Here is a 21,894-nt window from a genome sequence, read left to right as displayed (position 1 = left end):
TCTGCGGGAACAAACCGCTAGGGGTTCGTGTTCACGGACTTGTAGGTCGCATCCATCAGCGCGACCGGCAAAGTCACAATCTCCCCAACTGGCGCTTCCTTCGGGAAGCGCCTTTTTCACGTCTGCCGTTCTGCTCCGTTACCTTCGGGAAAGCGCCACAACGTAACGCGCCGGGACCTTACCGGGATTGAAGAAGACGCAGTCGGCGGGCGGCCCCAGCATGAGACAATCGCCCTCCTTCAAAGAATACAGCACCGTGCCTTCGATGAAATCGAGCGCGCCCGCGAGAAGCCAGATCTGCTGATGCTGGAAGGCGAAGGCGGAGGCCGGATAGGGAACGCGCACGGCAGGCGGCAGCAGAACCTCGATCAGTTCGAGCGGCGCATTGGGCGGCGACAGTGCCCGGCGGGTATAGCCGGTCTCGGGATCGGTCCAGACCGGCTGACCGGACTGGACGCGCAGCCGCTCCTCCCCGCCTTCCGCCAGTGCCAGAAGCACCGACAGCGGCAGGCCGAAGGCGCCGGACAGCCGGCCAAGCACGGCGGCCGATGGGCTCGCCTCGCCACGCTCGATCTTGCTGATCATCGCCTTCGACACGCCAGAGCGTTCGGCGAGGTCCGCAAGCGACCATTTGCGTGTCTCGCGCTCGGTTCTGAGCCGCGATGCGATGGCATCTCCAACATCTGCTTCCATGGCCTTATCCGCTTGCCTCCGAACGATCGTCTTCTATAGTGGACGATAGGAACTTATAAGAGACGCACCAGATCTGCAACGCGGGGGAATGCTCTTTGCGCGAAATCCGATTCAACGCCTTCGACATGAACTGTGTCAGCCACATCCAGCACGGATTGTGGACGCATCCGCGCGACCAGTCCAACCGTTACACCGAACTCGCCTACTGGACGGATTACGCCAAACGGCTGGAGGCCGGCCTGTTCGACGGGATTTTCCTGGCAGATGTGGTGGGCGTCTACGACGTCTACGGCGAAAGCCCGGACGCGGCCTTGAGGGGCGCCGTGCAGGTGCCGGTGAATGATCCGATGCTGCTGGTGCCGGCCATGGCGGCGGTGACGAAGCACCTTTCCTTCGGGGTAACGGCGAACCTCACCTACGAGCAGCCCTTCCTGTTTGCGCGGCGCATGTCGACGCTCGATCACCTCACCGGTGGCCGCATCGGCTGGAATATCGTGACTGGCTATCTCGACAGCGCGGCCAAGGCGATCGGGCTCGACGCGCAGATGGCGCATGACGATCGCTACGATCTCGCCGACGAATATATGGACGTGATCTACAAGCTGCTGGAAGGCAGCTGGGACGACGATGCCGTCGTGTTCGACCGCGCCGCCGGTATCTACGCCGACCCGGCCAAGGTTCGAAAGATCAGCCACGAAGGCCGGCAGTACCGGCTGGACGCGATGCATCTTTCCGCCCCCTCCCCGCAGAGAACGCCGGTTCTCTATCAGGCCGGCTCTTCCACCCGCGGCCGGGCGTTTGCCGCAACCCATGCCGAATGCGTCTTCGTCAACGGCCAGAAGATGGAAGGCGTGCGCGACCTCGTCGACGATATTCGCGCCCGTGCGCTCAGCGGTGGCCGCATGGCGGAAGACCTGAAGGTGTTTGTCGGCGCGACGATCATAACCGGCCGCACCGAAAAGGAAGCGCAGGAGAAGTTCGAGGATTTTCGCAGCCATGCCAGTTCCGAGGCGGCCCTTGTGCATGCCAGCGCATCGCTCGGCATCGATTTTGCGCGCTACGATCTCGACGAACCGATCCAGACCGGCAAGAGCGATGCCATCGTCTCCAATGTCGAGGCGATGACCCGCAGCGCCGGACCGCAATGGACGAAGCGAAAGCTGCTGGACCAGATGATTCTCGGCAGCCGCCAGATGCCGATGGTGGGCTCTGCCGAGCAGATCGCCGACCGTCTCCAGGAGTGGATGGAGAAAGCCGATGTCGACGGCTTCAACCTGTCGCGCACCGTGGTGCCGGAATGTTTCGACGACGTGATCGAGCTGGTGATCCCCATTCTGCAGGAACGCGGCGTCTACAAAACCGGCTATCGCGAGGGCACGCTGCGCGAAAAACTGTTCGGTGCACCGAGATTGCCGGCCCGGCATGTGGGCGGTCGTTACCGGACGGGAAACAAGGATTGAGTGCCGATCACCCATGCCGCGCCATTTGCTCCGGCGCGGCGTATTTGCTAGAGGCGGCCCATCCTAATCCTCGAACATGAGGCCTATTCATGCGCTATGCCACGATCACCGACCGTCTCGCCCATCTCGGTTCAGGCCGCTGGGCGCTGCATCTGACCGCAAGGCGCATGAAGGCCGAGGGGGAGGACGTGGTCGAGCTGACGATCGGCGAGCCTGACGTCGTGCCCGACAAGGCGCTGCTGGATGAAGCCGCGCGCGCCATGTATGCCGGCCGCACCCGCTATTCCAACGGAAGAGGCGAGCCGGATACGCTGAAGGCGCTTGTTGCGAAATATTCGAAACGCCGCAGCAGCGTGACGGAAAAGAACTTCCTCTGCTTTCCAGGCACCCAGAGCGCGCTTTACTGCGTCATGACCGGTCTGGTTGGCGCTGGCGATGGCGTGCTGGTCGGCGATCCGCTCTACGCGACCTATGAAGGCGTGATTGCCTCCACCGGCGCCCATATGATCCCCGTGCCGCTGCGGCCGGAGAAGAAATTCCACATGCAGCCGGACGATCTGGAACGGGCCGTGACGCCGGAAGCACGCGTGCTGCTTCTGAACACGCCGCACAACCCGACCGGTGCCGTTCTGTCAGCCTCCGAAATCGCAAGGATCGGCGAGATCTGCCGCAAGCACGATCTCTGGATCATCTGCGACGAGGTTTATGAACAGCTGATCTTCGACGGCACCAGCTTTGCCTCACCCTTTGACATGGCGGAACTGGCGGAGCGCACGATCGTGGTCTCGTCCATCTCCAAGTCGCATGCGGCACCCGGTTTCCGATCCGGCTGGGCAGCCGGCCCGGAGGAATTTTGCGAACGTCTGCTGCCGGTGTCCGAAATCATGCTGTTCGGCGTGCAGCCCTTCATTGCCGACATGACCGCAATGGCGCTATCTGAAAACTTCCCGACAGCCGACGTGATGCGCGCCAATTATCACAGGCGCGCCGCGATCGTCGAAACTGTGCTGAAGGGCAACAATCTGGTCAAGCCGATGACGCCGGAAGGTGGGATGTTCATCCTGCTCGACGTGACGGCAACAGGCCTCGGTGGCGAGGAATTTGCCTGGGAACTGCTGCGCGAGGAAAAGGTGGCAGTCATGCCCGGCACATCCTTCGGCGATCAGGCGGCAGGCTTTCTGCGCATATCGCTGACGGTGCCTGATGATGTGCTGGAGGGAGCGATCCGCCGCATCGGCGAACTCGCCGGCCGGATCGCGGCGCGCGAAGAAGCGCCGCCGCATATCCAGTAGTCTCTCACCCGCGGCGACCGCGGGTGAGAGACTCAGCCGCCGATGTCGCCGGCGTCGGCCTCATGATCGCTTGGGACACCGGAGCCTTCGGCTCCAGCCGCCTTGCGGGCGCGATTGAGTTCGACGGTTGCCGCATCCGTCTTGCGCACTGACCCATCCTCGCCGGTACCAAAGCTCTTCTCGACCTTGTGGTCAGCCTGTACATCCTCAGCCGCATCGGCGGCCGGGTGGATGCTATCCCTTGACTGTTCGGACACCTTGGGCTGGCTGCTGCCGAACCGGGTCGCTTCCTTGGAAGCCGTATCGGCTGCGGGGTCGACGTCTTTGTGGTCTGACATAGCAAGTCTCCCTTGTTCCAAGGAGAACACGGGCCGGCCACCATCGTTCCATCCGAACTGGGAGGCCCAATCCCTGATCTAGGCTCCCTCGCCCTTCTTCGCTTTGAGCGCGTCCAGCGCATCGGCATTGTCTCGACCCCAACCGTAGAGCAGATCGATCAGCTCGACGAAACGCTTGCCGAGCGGCGTCAGCGTATAGTCGACTGCCGGGGGCACCGTGCCATAGACGCGCCTGATGACAAGACCCGAGGCTTCCATGTCGCGCAGGGTCTGGGTCAGCATCTTCTTGGAAATGCCGGGCAGGCTGCGCAGCAGAACGCCGGTCCGCGCACAGCCCTCCAGCCGCGTATCGAGCACATGCAGGATCATGCTCGTCCATTTCGAGGAGAAAAGGTCGAGGACGCGGCGCGGTGCGCAGTCTTCGCGCCATTCGTTGTCTGGTGAGCCTGGCTGCATGATCTGTTTCCCATCTGGTTACGTCAGGGTGCCTATGTCCCATTCGGGTGCCTTCTGGCACAGTCTGCCGCAAGACACTAGATCAGGCTCAGAACGACAGGAGCAATTATGACAAAAAAAGCATTGATCGTGGGCGCAAGCGGCATTGTCGGCAGCGCAACGGCAAAGGTTCTGGGTGACGACGGCTGGCAGGTTCTCGGCCTGTCGCGCACACCGCAGCAGCAGACCAACGTGACACCGGTGGCAGCGGATCTTCTCGATCCGGCCTCGCTTTCCAAAGCGCTGGCGGGTCTTGATCCCTCGCATGTGTTCATCTCGAGCTGGCTGCGGCAGTCGACCGAAGCCGAAAACATCCGCGTCAACTCGTCGATGGTGCGCAATGTCCTCGACGCGCTGTCTCCGGCAGGCTCCGTCAAGCATGTGGCGCTGGTGACGGGCCTCAAGCATTATCTCGGACCATTCGAGAACTACGGCAAGGGCGCCCTGCCGCAGACGCCGTTCCGCGAGGAACAGGGCCGGCTCGAGGTCGATAATTTCTACTACGCCCAGGAAGACGAAGTGTTTGCGGCAGCCGCCCGCGACGGCTTTACCTGGAGCGTCCATCGCCCGCATACGATTGTCGGCAAGGCTGTCGGCAATGCCATGAACATGGGCACGACGCTTGCCGTCTACGCTGCCATCTGCAAGCACACCGGCCGCCCCTTCCGCTTCCCGGGCGTCGAGATGCAGTGGGAGGGGCTGACCGACATGACCAGCGCCAACCTTCTCGCCCGCCATCTCCTCTGGGCTTCCACGACACCGGGTGCAGCCAACGGCGAATTCAACGTCGTCAATGGCGATGTCTTCCGCTGGAAGTGGATGTGGAGCCGCATTGCCGCCTGGTTCGAGCTGGAACCCGCCACCTTCGATGGCACCGTACAGCCGCTTGAGAAGCAGATGGCCGAGGATGCCGCGATCTGGCGCGAGATTGCCGAACGCCACAATCTGGCCGAACCGGATATGAACCGGCTCGTCTCGCCGTGGCATACGGACGCCGATCTCGGTCGCCCGATCGAAGTCGTCACCGACATGTCGAAAAGCCGTCGCCTCGGCTTCCTCGAATACCAGCCGACCGACGATGCCTTCTTCGATCTGTTCGAAGATCTGCGCGCAAACCGTCTGATCCCGTAAGGGAGCGAGCGCCGATAGAATCATGTGCCCGGGCGTTCTTCCCGGGCGCATTCACGTGTTGAGCGACATTGGCTTCGTTCCGCCCGGCGACAGACCGAAGCGGCGCCTGATGAAGTTGAGGAAGGCTCCGTAGGGCCGACCCGATGCCAGCATGATCACGATCACACCCAGTGTTCCCCGCAAAAGCTCAGCGCTATCAGCCCCGGTGATGGCCAGAATCGCCGCATAGAGGGGCACCTGGAAGCTGACGAGCGCGAGCGTATCCCACAGGATCTGCGACATGCGCCCGGGGCCGGCAAAGCGCATCACCCAGTCTCGCCAGAGACCGTATGGCCGTCCCGAAGGAACCATGAGCACGGCGCCGAGAAGGCGAGCGTCAAACACCTGCTCCCAGCTCATTCCTGCAACGAACCGCTCGTTGATGATGCCGGTCGTGGTGAAGAACAGGATGAGGGCTAACGTATCGGCCGCGAACGATCGCCACCCGGCGCTTCGCGTCTCCGTTTCATGCAACAAATTGCTGGTCTCCCGGCGCCCACTGAAACGAGGCGCCTTCAGTTTCGGTGCATATGGGACGATCGCAGCAGGCAACTACCCCGTCCGTTTATCGTCTTCTGCCTCCGGCTCCCAACCGAACACACTCCGTCCGCCCCATTCGTGCGAGCGGGAAAATTCGCCGGCGACGATTTCCTTGAGGTCCGGGCCGGTCACGTATTTTTCGAGCTGGCGGGCCTGGTCGTCGAGGCGGCGCAGCGCCTGCATTTCCTCGTCGCGGCCAAGCCTTGCCTTGCCGACGGCGGATTTCATCACCCTGATCGTCTCGTCATAGACCCTAATCGGCACAGGAAACGGATGCCGGTCCTTGCCGCCATGGGCGAGCGAAAACCGCGCCGGATCAGAAAACCGGCAGGGCGCGCCGTGCACGACTTCGGCGACCATCGCGAGCGCCGACACGGTGCGGGCGCCGACGCCGGGCGTCAGAAGCAGATCCTCGAAATCCTTCGGCCCACGATCGGCAGCAGCAGCAAGCGTGCCATGCAGGCGCTTCATGTTGACGTCTTCCTGGCGGACGTCGTGATGATCAGGCATGATCAGATGCGGCAGCATCGGCTGCGCCAGATCCTTCTTGCGCTGCCGGCCCGGATCGATCGCGATCACCTCGCGCACGATGCGATCGGGGCCAAGCGATGCGAGAAGATCGAGCTGACCGTTCCGCGACGCCTGTGCCCGGTGATCGGCGAGGTTGACGATATCGCCCTGGCCGCGGCCCTCGATCGCCGCATGCGGCGAATCCACGAAACTTTTCAGGCCCTGCGACTGCCAGTGATAGCGCCGCGCCTGTTTCCGGTCGCCGTTCATGCCCTGCTGGACGACGACCCATTTGCCATCGTCTGTGACGATGAAGCCGTGCAGATAGAGATCGAAACCGTCCTGCACCGCAGCGCTGTCCACCTTGGCGACGAGCCGGCTAGTCTTGGCAAGGGCGAAACCATCGATGCCGACGCGGTTGCCGATGGCAATCAACTCATCCGGCGTCTGCCGCGAATTGCGGCCGCGACCACCGCAGACGTGAATGCCGAGTTCGCCAGACATCGGCGTCAGCCCGCGTTTGAGCGCGCCGATGACGCTGGTGGTGATGCCGGACGAGTGCCAGTCCATGCCCATCACCGCCCCGAAGGATTGAAACCAGAACGGATGCGCCAACCGGCTGAGCAGCTCGTCACGGCCGTAATGCAGAACGATGGCTTCGGTGATGACGGCGCCGAGCTTTGTCATGCGGTCGCCAAGCCACCGGGGAACCCGGCCACCATGAAGCGGAAGATCGGCGCTGCCTGCTCTTTGAACCATGGTTCCTTATAGAACCGGCCGCCGCTTTACGACAGCGAAAAGTTCCGCAAACGTTCTTCCAGAAGACCGATGGTTTCGACATCCGCATTGGCGAAGGCAAACCGCAGATAGCCATCCTGGCCTTGCCCAAAGTAGACGCCGGGAATGCAGCTGATGCCGGCGCGTTTGGCGAGCTGTTCGGCCACTTCCGCCGAGCCCCTGCCCAGGAAAGGATGCCGAACGAAGGCGAAATAGGCGCCGATCGCATCGAGTTTCCAGTCGGAGACACTGCGCATGACCGCTTTCAGCGCTTCGGCGCGACGGCCGATTTCCTGGCGGTTTTCCTCGCGCCAGGCAGTCAGCAGCGGCAGTGCTTCGGCAACGGCTGCCTGGGCGGCTCGCGGCGCGCAGATCTGCAGATTGTCCATGATCTTGGCGATCTGACCGATCGCCTCTTCGCCGGCCGTGATGGCGCCGAGACGATGGCCGGGAATGCAGAAGGATTTGGAAAAGCTGTAGAGGCTGATCAGCGTTTCTTCCCAGCCGGACTGCGAAAACAGGCCATGGGCACGGTTTCCGGCTTGCGGCAGAAAATCGCGATAGGTCTCGTCGAGGATCAGCCAGATGCCTTTGTCCTGGCAGAGTTTGAAGATCGCCTCGAGCAGCGACGCAGGATAGATTGCGCCGGTGGGATTGTTGGGCGACACCAGCGCCAGCGCCTTGACCCCATCCGTCATCGCCGCTTCGAGCGACACCAGATCCGGCAGGAACCCGTTTTCGGCAAAACAGGGCACGAAGGCGGTGCCGATGCCCATCATCGCAAGCGTCGTTTCATGGTTGAAATAGAACGGCTCGGTCATCAGGATGGTGCTGCCGGGGCCCGCGACCGTCATCGCCGCGCAGACGAAAGCCTGGTTGCAGCCGGAGGTGACGTGGATGTTTTCTTCGGCAAGCGCTGCGCCATAGACTTCCGCGACATGGCTTGCATAGGCGGAGCGCAGAACCGTCTCGCCCTCGATCGGGCCGTAACCGGTATAGGCCTTGGATGACGCCGCCTCGCCGAGGAGCCGCAGCATGTCCGGATGGGCGGGATAGCCGGGCACCGCCTGCGACAGGTCGATCAGCGGACCCAGCGCTTTGTCATAGGCACGACCCCAGGCCGCGACGGCGGGAACCGGTGGCAGGGACAGTTGTTCGATCAAGGGGTTGAAGCGGGCATTCAGGCGCGGATGGGAGGCGGGCATGGGGTCTCGACGAAATCTCGGGCGGGGGAGTCAGGAATTGATTGCCCTTGTTGTTTATCAGATTATCCTCGGAGGCAAGGAGAACCACTTATGGACGACAATCTTCCGCAGGATTCCAAGCTCACCAGCACCAAGCGCAAATGGGCCGATGAGGGGAAATTCCTGACAGGCCGGCATGCGCGGCCCGATACCGATCGCCTGCCGCCCGGCCAGCATCTGGTCAAGAACTGGCCGGTGCTCGATCTCGGCCAGCAGCCCAGCATTTCGCCGGCGCAGTGGAAGCTCGACATCTACGGCCTCGTCAACAAGCCGACGACCTTCAACTGGGACAGTTTCCAGGCGCTGCCGCAGACCGAGATGCGCTCCGATATCCACTGCGTGACGACTTGGTCGCGCTACGACAACGACTGGAAGGGCGTGTCCACTCGCGACCTGCTCGATGCCGTTGAACCGACCGACAAGGCGACCGCGGTGATGCTGACGGCCTATGACGGCTACACGACAAACGTTCTCCTCTCCGATTTCGCAGTTCCCGACGCGCTCATCGTGACCCACTGGGAGGGCAAGCCGCTGACGGAAGAGCATGGTGGACCGGTGCGCCTTGTCGTGCCTCATCTCTACTTCTGGAAAAGCGCCAAATGGCTGAAGCGGATCGACTTCCTCGGCATCGACAATGCCGGCTTCTGGGAAAAGAACGGCTACCACATGCGCGGTGACCCCTGGGCCGAGGAACGGTATTCGGAGGATTGAGCGGCTGCAGCCTATCCCGTTGCTTTGCCTGAAAGAATATGCAACGGAAAGTTGATCACCTTTCCGTTGCTCCAGGAATTTTCATGCGTCCGATAGCCCTATTCTTACTGAGCTTTCTCGTTGTCGGCTGCAGTCCTGGCGAAAGAATTGGAGAAGTCCTGATCAGGACAGATGCGGCGGGAAAAATGGCCACAGTTTCCATGCGGAAATCGACTGGAAATCCCAAGGCAGATGCCCGCGTCATGCTGTATGCGCGCACGACGTTTCCTTCCAGAGTTCCGCATGCGAAGCCTAACCACACCTACATCCATGCGGTAGTTGGTGATCCGAAAACAAGTTCTGGCGACGTAAGGGTGTGGGGACCGCTCGGGTTGCGGTGACACTGCAAACGGGGATTCCAGCCAGCCGATACCGCAAAGTGTGAGAAAGGCTGCCGCCAGAGGCGACAGCCCATAAGATCACATCAGTTTTTCCAGCGTGATCGGCAGGTCGCGGATGCGTTTGCCGGTCGCGTGGAAGACGGCGTTGGCAATTGCCGGGGCGACGCCGACGATGCCGACTTCGCCAACCCCTTTGCCGCCGAGCGTGGACGCGTCGAGATCCGGCACGCCGACCGAGATCACCTCGATATCCGGAATGTCGGCATTGGTCGGCACCAGATAGTCGGCCATGTTGCTGTTGATGGTGCGGCCGTTGCGCGGATCGACGACACCTTCCTCGAGCAGCGCCTGGCCGATGCCCATGATGATGCCGCCCTTCCACTGGCTTTCCACCAGCTTCGGATTGTAGAGGCGGCCGCAATCAAAGGCAGAGACCATGCGCGACACCCGGATCGTCCCGAAATCCTCATCGATGCGGACTTCGACGAAATGCGCAGCCCAGCTGTGCATGGAAAGGTCGCCCGAGGTCGGCCCCTGCACTTTCGACATGGTGGTCCAGGCCTGTTTCTGATCGTCAGCCGTCTGCGCGTTTTCGGCAAGCGTGTTGCGGCGGATCTCCAGCTCATTGCGGCCGACAGCCTGCATCAGTTCCTGCAGCGAGAGCGATGGTCCACCGCCGCGCGATGCCTCGATCCGCCCGCCTGTGAGCGAAAGCGTGTTGGCGCCGGTATCGCGGAACGGCGATCCGGTCTCGTTGAGCGCAAGGCCGATCAACTCGTCGCGCGCTGCGATCGCTGCCTTGTGCACGGCACCGGTGATGGATCCCGCCAGCATCGATCCGCCGGCGATCGATGAACCCGGCATGCGGCTGTCACCCAGCAGTACGTCGACCTGGGAGACCGGCACGCCGAGCGCTTCGGCGGCCGTCTGGGCAAGGATCGTATAGGTGCCCTGCCCCATGTCGATCGAGCCGCTGACCACCTCGACGCGACCGTTTGCGAGCACGCGGATCATCGCTTCCGACGGTGCCCGGATAACCGGGAACGTGCCGCAACCGATGCCCCAGCCGATCAGCGTCTTGCCGTCCCGCATCGAGCGGGGCTGATGGCTGCGCTTTTCCCAGCCGAAGGCGGCAGCCCCTTGCGTCAAGGCTTCGCGCAGCATCCGCGTCGACCACGGCTTGCCCGACTGATAGTCGTGATCGGCATAGTTTTTCAGCCGCAGTTCCAGCGGATCCATGTCGAGCTTGTAGGCAAGCTCTTCCATGGCGCTTTCGATGCCGTAGGCGCTGGGGTTCTTGCCCGGGCCCCGAAGCGCGCCGGGCGTGACGGTGTTGACCGGCACGACGCGCGACTGAGAGGAGAAGTTTTCCACCTTGTAGAGGATGGGCGTCGCCGCCCCCGTCTGTTCCGGGTAATCCATGTAGACGGATGTCTCTGTCCGGCCGCGATGGACGATTGCCTGCAGCACGCCGTCTTCGGTGGCGCCGAGCGCGATCGTCTGGCGGGTTGCCGCACGACCGCCGTAGCTGGTGAAGTTCTGCGGCCGTGTGACGGCAAGCTGGACCGGTCGGCCGAGCTTTCTTGATGCCGCCACCGCCACAGCGCCATAGGCGAGCGGCTGGCCCTTGGAGCCGAAACCGCCGCCGATATAGGGCGAGATGATCCGCACTTTTTCATAGTCCATGCCGAACCATTCGGCATACATGCGGGCCATGCCGTGCGACCACTGGCTCGGTTCCCAGATCGTCAGCTCGTCGCCATCCCACTTGGCCGTCAGCCCGTGCGGCTCCATGGCGCAGTGATACTCGCGCGGCGTGCTGTATTCGCTTTCGATCCGGACCGGCGATGCCGCAAGGGCGGCCTCCGCATCTCCCCAGCCGATGGTGAGATTGTCCATCAGCTTGCCTTCGCCAGCCGCCGGATCGTCGATGCTCATGACCGGCGACGTTTCCTCATAGGTGACGACAACAAGCTTTGCGGCTTCCGTCGCCTGTTCGCGGCTTTCGGCAATCACGGCTGCAATCGACTGGCCGTTGAACTGCACCTCGCGCGGCAGCGGATGATAGGGCTTGTCTTCCGGCCGGTTGCCCTGCCAGTCGGCGGAAACACGCAGTCCGAGATCGTCTTCCGGTGTCAGCACCATCAGGACGCCGGGCGAGGCGAGCGCTCTGGTCGCATCGACGCTGACGACGCGGCCTGCAGCGATCGTGCTCTGCACGAGGGCCGCGTGGGCGAGGTTCTTGATCGGGTATTCCAGCGCATAGGTGGCAGCACCTGTGAGCTTGAGGCTGCCTTCGAACCGGGTCAGACGTCCGCCGACCATGCCGTCGGAGGCATCGCCGTGTTTGCGGGGGGAATAATAGTCATGCGAGACCTCCAGATTTGTCCGTCGAGACCGTCTCGATCGCCCGGGCAACGACCCGTGGCGCAAGATCGATCTTGTATTGATTGTCGACCTGGGCAACGGCGCCCTCCATGGCAAGCAGGCTCGCTGCTTTGATGGTGGCATCGTCGAGCACTTTGCCGATCAGCGCCTGTTCGACGGCGCGCGCCCGCCATGGCTTGGTGGCAACGCCGCCAAGTGCCACTCGGATATCCCTGACCGTGCGGCCATCGTCTTCCAGTTCCAGGCCGACCGCAGCGCTTGCGGCCGCAAACTCGTAGGACTGGCGATCGCGGACCTTCAGGTAGGTGGAGTTTTTCGCGGCAGCGCTTTTCGGGATCGACAGGCCGACGATCATCTCGCCGGGCTGAAGCACGGTTTCCCTGTCCGGGGTATCGCCGGGCAGGAGGAAGAACTCGTCGAACGGGACCGTGCGGGAACCGAGATCGACGACCGTGTCGAACGCAACAAGCGCCACAGCCAGATCGCCCGGATTGGAGGCGAGACAGTGCTCGCTGGTTCCAAGAACCGCATGGTTGCGGGTGATGCCGCCAAGCGCCGAACAGCCTGAACCGGGATTGCGCTTGTTGCAGGCCGGGAACGCGCCGGGATCGCGGAAATACGGACAGCGCGTGCGCTGCATCACGTTACCGCCGATCGTCGCCATGTTGCGCAGCTGCGCCGATGCCGCAAGCAGCAGCGATTCCGAGACAGCCGGGAGTTCCGCCTGGATGCCCGCATGATCGGCAACATCAGACATGCGCGAAAGCGCGCCGATGGTGACGGACTGGGGCGTGACCTCGATGCCGGAGAGACCTTCGAGATGGGAGATATCGACGACCGTTTCCGGATCGGCAACGCCGCATTTGGCAAGATCGATCAGGGTCGTGCCGCCGGCCAGGATGGAGGCCCCCGCCTGCAGCACCGCCTGGCGGGCTTCATCGAGGGTGGCGGCGCGAAGATAGGAAAAATCACGCATCGGCCATCTCCTTAGTTGCAGGAACGACGGCCTGCGCTGCCTGGCGCACCGCAGCGACGATGCTGTTATAGGCGCCGCAGCGACAGAGATTGCCGGACATGTATTCGCGGATTTCCGCATCCGATCCCGCATGGCCCTCACGGATGCAGGCAACCGCCGACATGATCTGGCCCGGTGTGCAATAGCCGCACTGGAAAGCGTCCTGCTCCAGGAACGCCGCCTGAACCGCATGCAGGGTTCCGTCGGCCCCGGACAGTCCTTCGATCGTTTCTACCTGACGGCCTTCGACCTGGGCCGCCAGGGTGAGACAGGATAACACCCGTCGGCCATCCACATGGCACGTGCAGGCGCCGCACTGGCCCTGGTCGCAACCCTTTTTGGTGCCGGTGAGAACAAGATGGTCGCGCAGCGCATCGAGCAGCGTCACGCGCGGCTCGACATCGAGGTCGTAACCCTTGCCGTTGATATCGAGGTTGAGGTGAATGGTTCGTGTCATGACAGGCTCCTGCAATCTTCACGAAGAGAATTTCAAAGAATTAGGCTGGACCGGCCGTCTGGCGAGGGCACTGGTCGTCACTATCGTCTAAACGCGCGCCGCCGATCGCGGTCGATAAGGCGGAGTGACATCTTTCGACATGACATCCGGCCGCCTTCTGATCTAAAAAGACATATGCGCCGCCTCAAACGGAGGCAACTCCGTTTAAACTAGCCGCTCGCTGAGATCAGTCAAGGCTGGATTTCGAAAACATCCGTTTCAGGATGCCGGAAACCAGGATTACGACCCCAGAGAGCCTAACCACTGGAACAGGATTTCGGGCTTTGGCCACGCCGAATAATGCACAGACCCCGGCTCCGAAACTTCGCGCGGATGCTCGCCGCAACCGCGATAAGCTGGTCGAGGTGGCAGCCCAGGCATTTGCGGAAAAAGGCGTCGAGACCTCGCTGGAAGAGATTGCCCGCCAGGCCGGCGTCGGCATTGGCACGCTCTATAGGCATTTCCCGACCCGCGAACATCTGGTCGAACTCGTCTATCGCCGCGAGCTGACGGCACTGGCGGCAGCAGCGGACGAACTTGCCGCCAACCATCCGGCCGACAAGGCACTGGAGCTCTGGATGCTGCGCTTCGTCGGCTATATGGCGACCAAGCGCGGCATGGCCAACAGCCTGAAAATCATCGCCAGTTCCAACACGACACTGTTTGCGGAGGGGTTCGGGACAATACGGCAGGCACTCGACAGGCTTCTAACAAACGGTCGCGAGGCAAATCTCATCCGCAGCGATATCGGCCAGGCGGACCTGATGCATGCCATGTCGAGCATCTATTCCATTCCCGATTCCCCCGAGTGGCGCGCCAGCGGCAATCGTCTGATCATGCTTTTGATGGACGGTCTTCGGGTGCGCAGCTGACGGCGTGAAGCGCGATCCAAAACAACTGTTGACGAAAGAAACAGTTGTTTATACACCGTGAACCTTCATGGGAAGCCACGATGGACGATCTGACCAGCCAGGAAGCCGCCGTTCTCGGCATTATCAGGGACAATCCCTTTGCCGGACAGCAGGAGATTGCCGAGATGCTGGGCCTCGCCCGCTCCACAGTGGCGGCGCATATCGTGCAGCTGATGCAGAAGGGCCATGTTCTCGGCCGCGGCTATGTGATGCCGCAGCCGTCGCGCGCCATCTGCCTCGGCGGCGCCGTTCTCGACCGGAAATATCACGCGAAGCAGGAAATCGTTCAGGGCACCTCCAACCCCGTCGACAGCACCCGATCGATGGGTGGCGTTGCCCGCAACGTGGCTGAAAACCTCGCCCGTCTCGGCACGCAAACCGGTTTCATCTCGATCGTCGGCGACGACGAGGGCGGCCGCACGCTGATGACCTATATGCGCGAGCGCGGCATCGACGTCAGCCAGATGATCATCAGCACCGAGCGACCGACCGCCGAATATGCGGCCATCCTCGATCCGCGCGGCGATCTTTCGCTCGGTATCGCTGACATGGGCATATTCGATCTGCTGCGACCCGAACATCTCGACCGCGTCTGGCCGCATCTGGCGTCGGCAAGCTTCGTGTTCTCCGACTGTAACCCGCCCGCCGAGACGCTGGCAGCGCTGATCACGCGGCGACGCGACGCGCGGTTCCGGCTGGCGATCGATGCGGTCTCGACCGTCAAGGCCATGCGCCTGCCGAAGGACCTTGCCGGTATCGACCTTCTGTTCATGAATATCGACGAGGCCAACGCCATTCTCGGCCTGTCGGCCCGCGAGACGATCGACGACGCGCTGAAGGCGGCACGCGGCCTGCAGGCGGCCGGTGCCCGCGAGGCGGTGGTGACGATGGGGGCGGCCGGCATTGCGGTCGCCGGCATCGACGCTTCAGCCAGTTTCGAAGCAGTCGAAGCCAAGGCGATCGACATGACCGGCGCTGGCGACGCGATGATTGCCGGCACCCTGCACCGCGTGATTGCCGGCGACGACATTCACACCGCTGCCCGCATCGGCGCACTGGTTGCGACGCTCACGACCGAAAGCGCGGCAAGCGTCCACCCCGAACTCTCCGAGGCCTTTTTGCAGGCCCATATGCACCGTTTGTCCTGAAGCACAAAAGTGCTTCCAGTGTTTAATCCCAACGCAGGTCCAGACGCAAAACCGCTCCACGGCTTTGCCGGAACTGCTTCCAGAAAGGAAATCCCATGTCTCTGCTGAAGCCGAAACTCAGCCAGGAAGTTGCAGACGCTCTCGCAAACGGCGGCGCCATCGTGGCGCTCGAATCGACCATCATCACCCATGGCATGCCCTACCCGGCCAATCTGGAGACGGCGCTATCGGTCGAGGCAGTCGTGCGTGAAAACGGTGCCGTGCCGGCAACTATCGCCGTCATCGACGGTGAACTCCGCGTCGGCCTGGAACACGATGAGCTGGAAAAGCTCGCCCAGGCCAAGGGCGTGGTCAAGGCTTCCGGCCGCGATCTCGCGGTTGCCATGGTGCGCGGCCAGACGGCGGGCACGACGGTGTCCGCCACCATGCTTCTGGCAGACCTCGCCGGCATCGAGATCTTCGCAACCGGCGGCGTCGGCGGTGTGCATCGCGGCGCCGAACAGACATTCGACATTTCCGCCGACCTGACCGAGCTTGGTCGCACCAAGACGGCCGTCGTCTGCGCCGGCGTGAAATCGATCCTCGATATCGCAAAGACGCTCGAATATCTGGAAACCCAGCGCGTGCCGGTCATTGCCTACGGCACCGAGGACTTCCCGGCCTTCTTCACCCGCCAGAGCGGCTACAAGGCCGATCACCGGCTGGATACGGCAGAAGAGATTGCAAGCGCCATGCATTTCCACCACCAGCTCGGCACCGGCACTGGCCTCCTGATCGCCAACCCGATCCCGGAAGAAGCCGCCCTGACCCCTGACTTCATCGACGGCACGATTGCCGATGCGGTACGCGAAGCAGATGAGCGCGGCATCGGCCGCAAGGAACTGACCCCGTTCCTGCTCGCCCGCATCAACGAGCTGTCGAAGGGCGAAAGCCTGAAAGCCAATATCGAGCTGGTCCGAAACAACGCCCGCCTCGCCGCCAAGATGGCCGTGGCCTATGCGGCGCTGAAGAAGGGCTGACATCACGTGCGGCGGGGTGCGACAGCATCCCGCCCTCTAACGCCCCCGTAGCGGAGCTGGCCGCTATCGGCGAACCTGTCCCGGCCCGCAAGCCTCCGCCATCACCAGGCGCCCGAAAGCGCATTCCCCAGCAACGGTACGCTCTTTCCCGGCTCGCTCGCGATGGACAGTGACTTCGGCATCTGCTTAGGCGACTTCCGGAACCAGTTTGCGGCAACCGAGGCGAGATCACCGATCATCGCGTGCTTGTGCCAATCCGCGAAGCGCCTTGCGCTTGCTTGCGGCTCCGACTGATAGAAGAAATCGCCGGATTGCTCGAGATCGTTGATGCTTGAAGCCATGGCCGAAAGAGGCCTCTGGAACATCTTAGAGGGCACCCGAAGCTCGGACGCGCTCTGCGAAAACGCCGGCGCCATGAAATCGATCGCCCAGCCGTCGGCCTCCACCCAGCAATGAAAATTCTCGCCAGCACCCGTGACATACCCGTCTTCGCGCTGGTCTGCGAAGAGGATGCGGGTGCCGCCGAGATTGTAGGCGGCCAGCCCGCTTTTCGGCGTGGCAGTCACACCATAATGCTGGCGCAGGATGAACGCCCCGAACGTGCTGAAATACATCCCGGCAACGGCGGTGTTGGCGTTCTCGTTTACGAGCAGGCTGTTGATGACCCGATAAATGCGGTGATAGTCGCTCTGCTTGATCAACATGACCCGTAACCTACCCGTTCCTGATGTGGCACCCTGCCTAGGCGGCCAGCGCGGCAATGTAAACTGCAGCGTTGCAGTGGGGTTTGAACCGGTTGGAAAGGGGCAGGAGCTTTGAACCAGATTGGGGTCAATTTTCTGATTGACCCTTTTTTGGGTAAATCGTAGATTTGACCCATGATAGGGTCAAACAAAAATCCTCTTGCGATCATCATGGGTGATATCGTTCAAAGCGAGATCAGCCCATCTATCGAACGCCTCCATGAACAATTTAACGCAGCGATCGACCGTCAGAACACCGAATCTGCTCGAATCCTGGCCTCGCCGCTTACGATCACCTTGGGAGACGAGTTCCAGGGTTTCGCGACCTCGCTTGCTGGTGCGATGCGGATTGCCCGCAAGATTCGATACGATTTGATGCGCGATTCCATCGACTGCCGGTTTGCAATCGGAGTTGCCGCGTTGAAAACGCCGCTCAACCCAGAGCGCGCCTGGAACATGATGGGGACGGGTCTCGCCGCCACGAGGGCGAAGCTCAACGAGAAAGCGGCCACCACCTATTACCGGTTCCACATTCCAGGCTATCAGGTGCTCGAGACCCTGCTGGAGGCAGGCGGCGCAACGCTGACCGCCATCGAACGTCGATGGACGCCGACCCAGCGTCACGACATCCAGGCCTTTCTGGCGGGAAAGACGGCAAGCGAGATCGCGAAACTACGCAATGTTTCCGTGCACAGCATCTACAAGGTCAGAAACTCTGGAGACTTTGATCTTTACCTGCTTCAATGGAATGCCATTCAAGAGGCCCTTGCCGAACTGGACGGTTCCTTGTCGCTCGAAAGGCAGCACGCATGATCCACGCACTCGTCTATACGGCTGTCGCACTGGGCTTGCTGACTTACGGAGGCAACTGGCTATGTCGCAAGCTTTTCGATCTGACCGGCCTGAAGGACATGGTCTCGGAAAGTCCTCCCTCGACCATCAGCGCCGGACGAGTGATCGGCATTCTGGAGAGGCTGATACTCGCGGCCGGGATCGTTGTTCACAGTTGGGAGATCCTCGCCGCCGTGATAGCACTGAAAACGGTCGCCAGGTTCCAGAAGCTGGATCAGCGTGAATTCGCCGAATATTTTCTGGTCGGATCCCTGTTCAGCGTCCTATGGGCACTTATTATAACCAGCGCATGGGCAGCCTACGACCACAGCCTCGGCATAGATCTTCGACAGACCATTGCCAACATGCTGGTGATCGACTGAGCGGTTTGGCGAAATCCACCATCCCTGCCCTACCATTCACCCCTTCATCTCACCCAGCTTCGCCAGCAGCGCAGCACCGGTGCGGATGCCGGCGTGGAAGAGGTCGAGCTTGAGGTTTTCGTTGGGGGCGTGGTTTGCCTGGTCGGCATTGGCGTAGGGCACCACGAAGGCTGGCTTGCCGAGGATTTTGGTAAAGACGTAATCCGGGAGGCTGCCGCCGAGGCTTGGGTAGAGCAGCGGCTCGACGCCGCGGGCAGCGACGATCGCTTCGCGGATCACGGATGCGAACGGGCTGTCCATCGGCGTTTTCGACGGCAGCATCGAGTTTTGCGGCACGAACTCCACATCGGGCGCGTGCTTTTCCACATGCGCCCGGACCTTTTCGAACACGTAGTCCGGCGTCAGGCTCTCGACCAGTCGAATGTCGCATTTGGCGTAGGCTTCGCTCGGAAGAACCGTCTTCTGCCCCGGTCCGCCATAGCCGCCATGCAGGCCGTTGATGGTGAGCGTCGGCTGGAACATCAGCCGCTCGTAATAGGGACGATCCAGCGGCTCGTCGATCGCCGTCATACCAAGCTCGGCCTTGATCTTCTCGACATCGAGCGGCAAGGCCGCCATGGCCTGCAGTTCCAGATCGGTCGGCGGCACGACGGGATCGTAGATACCGTCTATGGTGATCTCGCCGCGGTCGTTCTTCATCGTTGCGAGCAGATGCACGAGCTTCCAGATCGCATTCGGCATGACGCCACCGAAATTGCCGGAATGGGCGTCGCGGTTGGCGGTCTTTGCGCGCAGCTCGAACGAGGCGACGCCGCGCACGCCGAAGGTGACGACCGGGCGACCGCTGTCGTGCAGCGAGCCATCCGAGGTGACGACAAGATCGGCATTGAGCTTGTCCACATGTTCGGCGACGAATTCCGCCATATGGGGACTGCCGATCTCCTCCTCGCCTTCGAGCAGGAAGATGACATTGCAGGGCAGTTCGCCAACCACCTTGAGATAGGATTCAATCGCCAGCAACTGGGCGAAATGCTGGCCCTTGTTGTCGCCGATGCCGCGCGCGTAGATGCGGCCGTCGCGGATCTCGGGCTCGAAGGGCGGGCTTTTCCAGAGGTCGAGCGGTTCTGGCGGCTGCACGTCGTAATGGCCGTAGAGAAGCACGGTGGGCTTGCCGGGCTGGTTCTCCATGCGGCCGATCACCATCGGGTGGTTGCGGGTGGTGATCGCCTGGGCCTGCATGCCGAGACCATTGAGGATGCCGACGAGGATATCGGCGGCCTCCGTGATACCCTCGTTGGAGGCGCTGATCGACTTGTGCTTCACATACTCCATCACCCGTTCGACGAAACTGTCGCTGTTGGCATCGATATGGGCAAGAACGCGGGCGAGATCGGTGTTTTCAGGTGTCATGCTCAAAAACTCATGCCGGTTCGAACAGGGTCTGGATCTGCATTTCCGGCACCAGCACCAGGCCCTTATCGGTAATGCGGATATCCGGAATGACCGACAGCGGAATGAGGTTGAAGCCCATATAGGCGATCGTGCATTCGGCCTTTTCCCATTCGAGCTTCAGCGCCTTCACCTCGTCGGCGACCGCGTGGACGCGCTTGTCGGACAAAAGCCCGGCAATCGGCAGCGGCACCATGGCCGTCACCTTGCCATCCATCACGACGCAGACGCCGCCCTGGGTAGCCTCGATCGCATCGAGCGCCACCTGCATGTCGCGTTCATTGGTGCCGGCGACGATGATGTTGTGGCTGTCATGCCCGACAGACGAGGCGACCGCGCCCTTCTTCAGACCAAAACCGTTGAGCAGACCATGCGCGACATTGCCCGGCGACTTGCCGTGACGTTCCACGACCGTGACAAAGCAAAGACCGTGGCGATCGAACTGCGTCTGCCAGTCGTTGGCGGGTTCGAGCGTGACGGTGACGTGGCCGAGCGTGATGCCGGGCAGCTCCGTCTTGATCGTGTGGGCAATGACGGTCTCGGTCGGCAGGTCAGGCGTCAGCTTGAGGTTCTTCGGCAGCTTGACCGTATGATAGGCGGCTTCCGGATAGCGATAGGGTTTGGACAAAGCCTCATCGAGAACAGGCGTGATCTTCTTCTGGTCCACGACCAGTTCGCCGCCGTACCAGGTACTGACCGGCTCCAGGTTGTCGGAGAGGAGCACCAGATCCGCCCTGCGTCCGCCGCCGAGACCGCCGATCTCGTTTTCCATGCCGAAGCGGGTGGCGCCATGCAGCGAACCCATCGCCCAGGCCTGTTCCGGCGTCATGCCGTATTTGACCGCCTCGCGGGTCACCCAGTCCATGCCGAAGGCGAGCAGATCCTCGGCGTCGCGGTCGTCGGTGCAAACGGCGACGCGCTTGTGTGAGGCGCCAAGCTCGGTGATCGTCTTGATCGCCTGCGGCAGCGAATGCCAGGGCGTGGTGGGCGGGCCGCCGCGCAGGAACAGCCAGACGCCCGCCTCCAGCAGATCGTCGGCGATATCGCGGTCGATCGCCTCATGGGTGTCGGTGACGCCGGAGGCCGCATAGGCCGCGACGAATTCCCGGCCGTAGACATGGCCCGATACGGGACGGCCGCGCGACAGAGCGGCAGCGAGGATCGCATGGCTGCGTTCGTCGCCCATCGCAACGGGTACGAAGTCCATCTTTTCGCCAAGCGCCACCGCTTCCGGCCATTTGTCGAACAGCGCCGCGATCTTGTCCGGCGTCAGGTCGCCACCGGCGGTTTCCAGTTCCGGCGAGGTGGCGGGAACGGTGCTCGGCACCGTCAGGAAGATCGACAGCGGCGCCATGCGCGCGTCTTCCAGCATCGCCTCAACACCGGCGACATCCATGACATTGCCGATCTCGTGGCTGTCGCAGAAGATCGTGGTGGTGCCGTTGAGAAGGGCAGCCTCCGCATAGGCGCAGGCCGTCACCATCGAGGATTCGATATGGATATGCGGATCGACGAGGCCAGGCGCCAGAATGCCGCCCTTGGCATCATAGATCTTCGCCGATGTTCCCTTGTAGGAACCGGTGGGCTTAACCGCGGCGATACGCCCGCCGGAGAGCCAGATTTCCCGCCCCGGCAGGATGCGTTCCGAATAGGTGGAGAGCATCCGTGCATCCCGGATGACCAGATCAGGCTCGCGCCGTGCCGACGCGACGTCGGCAAGCAGCCGCGTCATGGATGCCAGCGATTGAACGGAGAAACGGTTGAGAGTGCTCATGAAATCGGCCTCGCTGATCATCGGACTGGCGACATGGTAGGGAATTTTGTTCCCGCACGGAAGCGTGGATTGGCGCAAATCTCGAAAATGGACAGGTCAAACCATTGAAACGCAAAGGCCGCCGGTT

21 protein-coding genes are annotated in these 21,894 nt (G+C 62.1%); 9 read left to right on the top strand and 12 right to left on the bottom strand.

All coding sequences use genetic code 11. The features are described from left to right. Window positions 1-138: 138 nt before the first annotated feature. On the bottom strand, window positions 139-693 hold the full coding sequence (locus ACQY1J_RS06390; protein WP_430250982.1) for a helix-turn-helix domain-containing protein: 555 nt from the start codon (window positions 691-693) through the stop codon (window positions 139-141). 95 nt (window positions 694-788) lie between these two features. On the opposite strand from ACQY1J_RS06390, the gene ACQY1J_RS06385 reads away from it, so the two are divergent. Both ACQY1J_RS06385 and ACQY1J_RS06380 read left to right on the top strand, forming a co-directional pair. Beyond that, complete coding sequence (locus ACQY1J_RS06385; protein WP_430250981.1) at window positions 789-2,153, top strand: LLM class flavin-dependent oxidoreductase; 1,365 nt, start codon at window positions 789-791, stop codon at window positions 2,151-2,153. 89 nt (window positions 2,154-2,242) lie between these two features. After that, on the top strand, window positions 2,243-3,445 hold the full coding sequence (locus tag ACQY1J_RS06380; RefSeq protein WP_430250980.1) for a pyridoxal phosphate-dependent aminotransferase: 1,203 nt from the start codon (window positions 2,243-2,245) through the stop codon (window positions 3,443-3,445). Between the two features lie 32 nt (window positions 3,446-3,477). Here the strand turns inward: ACQY1J_RS06380 and ACQY1J_RS06375 are convergent, their stop codons facing one another. Together ACQY1J_RS06375 and ACQY1J_RS06370 are read right to left on the bottom strand one after the other, a co-directional pair. After that, on the bottom strand, window positions 3,478-3,783 hold the full coding sequence (locus ACQY1J_RS06375; RefSeq protein ID WP_092659522.1) for a hypothetical protein: 306 nt from the start codon (window positions 3,781-3,783) through the stop codon (window positions 3,478-3,480). 78 nt (window positions 3,784-3,861) lie between these two features. Further along, window positions 3,862-4,239, bottom strand: coding sequence for a winged helix-turn-helix transcriptional regulator (locus tag ACQY1J_RS06370; RefSeq protein ID WP_062581919.1), 378 nt, complete (start codon window positions 4,237-4,239; stop codon window positions 3,862-3,864). A 108-nt stretch (window positions 4,240-4,347) separates the two neighbouring features. Between ACQY1J_RS06370 and ACQY1J_RS06365 the strand changes: the two genes are divergently transcribed. Continuing rightward, on the top strand, window positions 4,348-5,409 hold the full coding sequence (locus ACQY1J_RS06365; RefSeq protein WP_062581917.1) for an SDR family oxidoreductase: 1,062 nt from the start codon (window positions 4,348-4,350) through the stop codon (window positions 5,407-5,409). Between the two features lie 51 nt (window positions 5,410-5,460). Here the strand turns inward: ACQY1J_RS06365 and alaE are convergent, their stop codons facing one another. The 3 genes from alaE to ACQY1J_RS06350 form a co-directional block, all read right to left on the bottom strand. Further along, window positions 5,461-5,925, bottom strand: coding sequence for an L-alanine exporter AlaE (gene alaE / locus ACQY1J_RS06360; RefSeq protein WP_430250979.1), 465 nt, complete (start codon window positions 5,923-5,925; stop codon window positions 5,461-5,463). 75 nt (window positions 5,926-6,000) lie between these two features. Beyond that, window positions 6,001-7,257, bottom strand: coding sequence for a DUF763 domain-containing protein (locus ACQY1J_RS06355; protein ID WP_430250978.1), 1,257 nt, complete (start codon window positions 7,255-7,257; stop codon window positions 6,001-6,003). Window positions 7,258-7,283: 26 nt separating this feature from the next. After that, entirely contained in the window at window positions 7,284-8,480 is a 1,197-nt protein-coding gene (locus tag ACQY1J_RS06350; RefSeq protein ID WP_430250977.1) for an aminotransferase, read from the bottom strand. Between the two features lie 90 nt (window positions 8,481-8,570). Here ACQY1J_RS06350 and ACQY1J_RS06345 point away from each other — a divergent pair, with 90 nt between their 5' ends. After that, on the top strand, window positions 8,571-9,230 hold the full coding sequence (locus ACQY1J_RS06345; protein ID WP_062581908.1) for a sulfite oxidase-like oxidoreductase: 660 nt from the start codon (window positions 8,571-8,573) through the stop codon (window positions 9,228-9,230). Window positions 9,231-9,688: 458 nt separating this feature from the next. Here the strand turns inward: ACQY1J_RS06345 and ACQY1J_RS06340 are convergent, their stop codons facing one another. From ACQY1J_RS06340 to ACQY1J_RS06330, 3 genes are read right to left on the bottom strand one after another with little or no spacing between them, the layout of a single operon-like run. Next, a complete protein-coding gene (locus ACQY1J_RS06340) occupies window positions 9,689-11,935 on the bottom strand; it encodes a xanthine dehydrogenase family protein molybdopterin-binding subunit (protein WP_430250976.1) in 2,247 nt (748 codons plus the stop codon). Between the two features lie 40 nt (window positions 11,936-11,975). After that, window positions 11,976-12,974 carry an FAD binding domain-containing protein gene (locus ACQY1J_RS06335; protein ID WP_430250975.1) on the bottom strand — a complete coding sequence of 333 codons (999 nt, stop codon included), beginning with the start codon at window positions 12,972-12,974 and terminating at the stop codon, window positions 11,976-11,978. Then, on the bottom strand, window positions 12,967-13,470 hold the full coding sequence (locus ACQY1J_RS06330) for a (2Fe-2S)-binding protein (protein WP_062461544.1): 504 nt from the start codon (window positions 13,468-13,470) through the stop codon (window positions 12,967-12,969). Before ACQY1J_RS06330 ends, ACQY1J_RS06335 begins: the two co-directional genes overlap by 8 nt. Before the next feature lie 263 nt (window positions 13,471-13,733). Here ACQY1J_RS06330 and ACQY1J_RS06325 point away from each other — a divergent pair, with 263 nt between their 5' ends. The 3 genes from ACQY1J_RS06325 to ACQY1J_RS06315 all read left to right on the top strand — a co-directional run bounded on the left by ACQY1J_RS06325 (window position 13,734) and on the right by ACQY1J_RS06315 (window position 16,587). After that, on the top strand, window positions 13,734-14,381 hold the full coding sequence (locus ACQY1J_RS06325; protein ID WP_192085863.1) for a TetR/AcrR family transcriptional regulator: 648 nt from the start codon (window positions 13,734-13,736) through the stop codon (window positions 14,379-14,381). Window positions 14,382-14,461: 80 nt separating this feature from the next. Next, a complete protein-coding gene (locus tag ACQY1J_RS06320) occupies window positions 14,462-15,568 on the top strand; it encodes a carbohydrate kinase (protein ID WP_430250974.1) in 1,107 nt (368 codons plus the stop codon). 95 nt (window positions 15,569-15,663) lie between these two features. Next, the gene (locus tag ACQY1J_RS06315) at window positions 15,664-16,587 is read left to right on the top strand and encodes a pseudouridine-5'-phosphate glycosidase (protein WP_062581895.1); all 924 of its coding nucleotides are present in this window, start codon (window positions 15,664-15,666) and stop codon (window positions 16,585-16,587) included. A 101-nt stretch (window positions 16,588-16,688) separates the two neighbouring features. Here the strand turns inward: ACQY1J_RS06315 and ACQY1J_RS06310 are convergent, their stop codons facing one another. Beyond that, a complete protein-coding gene (locus ACQY1J_RS06310) occupies window positions 16,689-17,291 on the bottom strand; it encodes a DUF2026 family protein (RefSeq protein WP_092659498.1) in 603 nt (200 codons plus the stop codon). A gap of 210 nt (window positions 17,292-17,501) precedes the next feature. Here ACQY1J_RS06310 and ACQY1J_RS06305 point away from each other — a divergent pair, with 210 nt between their 5' ends. Both ACQY1J_RS06305 and ACQY1J_RS06300 read left to right on the top strand, forming a co-directional pair. Next, a complete protein-coding gene (locus ACQY1J_RS06305; RefSeq protein ID WP_113111834.1) occupies window positions 17,502-18,143 on the top strand; it encodes a SatD family protein in 642 nt (213 codons plus the stop codon). Further along, window positions 18,140-18,544, top strand: a complete 405-nt coding sequence (locus tag ACQY1J_RS06300; protein ID WP_062581889.1) for a hypothetical protein — start codon at window positions 18,140-18,142, stop codon at window positions 18,542-18,544. Before ACQY1J_RS06305 ends, ACQY1J_RS06300 begins: the two co-directional genes overlap by 4 nt. A 36-nt stretch (window positions 18,545-18,580) precedes the next feature. Here ACQY1J_RS06300 and ACQY1J_RS06295 read toward each other — a convergent pair whose 3' ends face one another. After that, window positions 18,581-19,954 carry a M20/M25/M40 family metallo-hydrolase gene (locus ACQY1J_RS06295; protein WP_430250973.1) on the bottom strand — a complete coding sequence of 458 codons (1,374 nt, stop codon included), beginning with the start codon at window positions 19,952-19,954 and terminating at the stop codon, window positions 18,581-18,583. A 10-nt stretch (window positions 19,955-19,964) separates the two neighbouring features. Beyond that, the gene (locus ACQY1J_RS06290; RefSeq protein ID WP_430250972.1) at window positions 19,965-21,767 is read right to left on the bottom strand and encodes an adenine deaminase; all 1,803 of its coding nucleotides are present in this window, start codon (window positions 21,765-21,767) and stop codon (window positions 19,965-19,967) included. Window positions 21,768-21,894 lie beyond the last annotated feature (127 nt).

The sequence above is a fragment of the Neorhizobium sp. DAR64860/K0K1 genome, from assembly GCF_050500205.1.
Taxonomy (GTDB): Bacteria; Pseudomonadota; Alphaproteobacteria; order Rhizobiales; family Rhizobiaceae; genus Neorhizobium; species Neorhizobium soli.
Note: the sequence above shows the minus strand (reverse complement) of the source record. Positions and strands in the feature narration are given on the sequence as shown.